Annotated in this window: 3 protein-coding genes; all 3 read left to right on the top strand. The window is 70.5% G+C overall.

What is annotated here, in order from left to right; translation table 11 throughout:
* Nucleotides 1–218: tetratricopeptide repeat protein (locus tag DBR34_RS23395; RefSeq protein ID WP_258223996.1), on the top strand; the 218-nt coding region annotated here is incomplete at its 5' end.
* A 2-nt stretch (nt 219–220) separates the two neighbouring features.
* The gene (locus DBR34_RS15780) at nt 221–916 is read left to right on the top strand and encodes a response regulator transcription factor (protein WP_128097499.1); all 696 of its coding nucleotides are present in this window, start codon (nt 221–223) and stop codon (nt 914–916) included.
* The coding region (locus tag DBR34_RS21470) for a hypothetical protein (RefSeq protein WP_219928312.1) at nt 913–1554 on the top strand (642 nt) is incomplete at its 3' end. The genes DBR34_RS15780 and DBR34_RS21470, both read left to right, overlap by 4 nt.

Raw genomic sequence — 1554 nt, forward strand, 5'->3', positions numbered from 1 at the left:
TGCAGGCCGCGCAGGAGCCGGCCGCCATTGCCGATGCGCTGTCGATCATGCAGCTGGCCCGCCCGTACATGGACGAGGCGCAGCTGGATGTCGGTATCGCCGAAGCGCATTGGCGGCTGGGTCGTACCGACCAGGCACGCAGCCAGCTGCAGGCCGTGCTGGAAAAGCAGCCCACGCTGGAACAAGCTAAGGCCCTTCTTGCCCGCATGCAGCCCTGACCATGGATGCCGAGCGCCTGCGCCTGCTGTTGATCGAAGACAACCTGCCGCTGGCCTCGGCGATCATGCACATGCTGCAGGCGCAGGGCCATCAGGTCGACTTCGCGGCCGATGGCCGCACCGGCCTGCGCATGGCGCTGGCCGCGCCACCGGACGTGCTGCTGCTCGACCTGGGCCTGCCCGGGCTGGACGGCATCGGCGTGTGCCAGCGGCTGCGCGCCGGCAGCGACCGCCACGTACCGGTGCTGATGCTGACCGCGCGCGACGCCCTGGATGACAAGCTGCAGGGCTTCGCCAGCGGCGCCGACGACTACCTGGTCAAACCCTTCGACGATGCCGAGCTGCTGGCGCGTTGCCTGGCGCTCGCGCGGCGGCACCATATCGGCCAACCACACCTGCTGCGGATCGGTCCGCTCAGCGTCGATCGTCGCGATGGGGCCGCATGGCGCGATGGCGTGGCACTGCACCTGCAGCCGCAATCGCTGCCGCAGCGCATCCTGCTGGCACTGGCCGATGCATGGCCGCGCACGGTGACCCGCAGTGAACTGATCCAGCGCCTGTGGGGCGATGAAGCACCGCCGTCGGATCCCCTGCGGTCGCACCTGTACCTGCTGCGGCAGGCCCTGGACCGCCCCTTCCAGGGCGAGATGCTGCGCACCGTGCACGGGGTTGGCTTCCGCCTGGAGGCGACGCCGTGAGGCGGCCGGTACGGCGGCTGCGCCGACACCTGGTACTGGCATTCACCGCCTTCACCGTGCTGGTGGCGGCGGTGTTCGGGCTGTACGCGGTGGTCTTCATGTACGCGGTGGAAGACAGCGTGTTCGAGGCGCAACTGGCGCGCGAAGCTGCCGTGCAGCTGGCCACCCATGCGGTCGGCGGCGATTGGCGGGCACCGGCCGATACCGGCATCGTGCTGTACCGCGATCCGGCGCGGTTCCCGGCCGACCTGAAGCCCGGCTTCGCGCAGGAGCCCTGGCGGTCGGAGTTCAGTGGCCGCGAGGGTCGGCACTACCACGTGCGCCAGTTGCAGCCGCCTGCACCGGCCGCGCCGGCCTGGCTGGTCGCCGAGGTCAGCCGGCAACTGGTGGTGCGCCCCATCCGCGACCGGGTGGTGATGGTGCTGGCCTGCACCGCTTTGGTGATGGTGCTGTTGGCGATCTGGCTGGGGGTGTGGCTGGCGCGCCGTGGCACGCGCCCGCTGTATCGGCTGGTGCACCGGGTGGAAACCTTGCCGGTGCAGCCGCAGGGCGGCCACGGCCTGTTGCAGCTGCAACGCCGACAGCCGGATGTGCTGCACATGCTGGTGCCCCCGTTCCGACAACCCGGTCTCGCCCAG

Origin of the sequence: Stenotrophomonas sp. HMWF003 (assembly GCF_003061285.1) — a bacterium.
Lineage (GTDB): Bacteria > Pseudomonadota > Gammaproteobacteria > Xanthomonadales > Xanthomonadaceae > Stenotrophomonas > Stenotrophomonas maltophilia_AP.